The 1,062-nt window shown below is 30.8% G+C and carries 1 protein-coding gene; it reads left to right on the forward strand.

Annotation, left to right across the window (positions count from 1 at the left end; all coding sequences use genetic code 11):
- Nucleotides 1-1,058: sensor histidine kinase (locus EKL98_RS17200; RefSeq protein ID WP_233589506.1), on the forward strand; the 1,058-nt coding region annotated here is incomplete at its 5' end.
- Nucleotides 1,059-1,062: the final 4 nt, after the last annotated feature.

Below are 1,062 nucleotides of genomic sequence, written 5' to 3' on the forward strand. Positions count from 1 at the left end.
AATTTGATTTTGAAACTATGACTTTTACTTTTGTAAGCAAAAAAGTGGAAACTATTTTAGGATACACAGTAGCTGCTTATATGGGAATTCCTAATTTTTGGGAAGACCATATCTATCCTGAAGATCGCGAGTACGCATTAAGAACCTCCAACTTAGTAAATAAAACACATAAAAATCACGATTATGAGTACCGAATGATTGCCAAAGATGGTAAAATCATATGGATTAGAGATATTGTGAATTTTGTTATTGAAATAGATAAACCTGTAATTTCAAGAGGTATAATGATTGATATTACCATAATGAAAGAAGCAGAGAAAACTTTGAACAACTCTCTATACTTAGTTTCCGAACAGAATAAAAGACTATTGAATTTCTCTTATATCGTTTCGCATAATTTAAGATCTCACACCAGCAATATCGAGTCTATTATCTCGTTAATCGAATCGGCAGATACAGAGGAGGAACGAAATGAAATGATGCATTTATTAAAATCAGTTTCCCTTTCGCTAGACGAAACAATGAGTCATCTAAACGAGGTAGTGAATATAAATACAAATATAGGTTTAATGATAAGTCCTTTGAACTTGAACATTTATTTTACAAAAGCAAAAGACATCCTTTGTGAACAAATTCAATTAAATGAAGTTTCTTTTGTTACAAATGTCACAGATGATGCAGTAATAAACTATAATCCAGCGTATCTTGAAAGCATTCTTTATAATTTAATTTCAAATGCAATTCGATACAGACATCCGCAACGAAAACCAATTATAACAATAAAATTGTATAACGAAAAGGGCGAAAATGTCATTGAAGTCAGCGATAATGGTATTGGAATTGACTTAGCAAGGAATGGAGATAAAATTTTTGGTATGTACAAAACATTTAGTAATAATCCAGAAGCCAGAGGTATAGGACTATTTATTACAAAAAACCAGGTAGCTGCTATGGGGGGCACCATAACTGTTGCAAGTGATCTCAACATAGGAACAACATTTAAAATATATATCAAATTAAAAAAACAAAAATCTGGATTGTTGATGATAATATTATAAACCA

Source organism: Flavobacterium bomense, assembly GCF_003970355.1.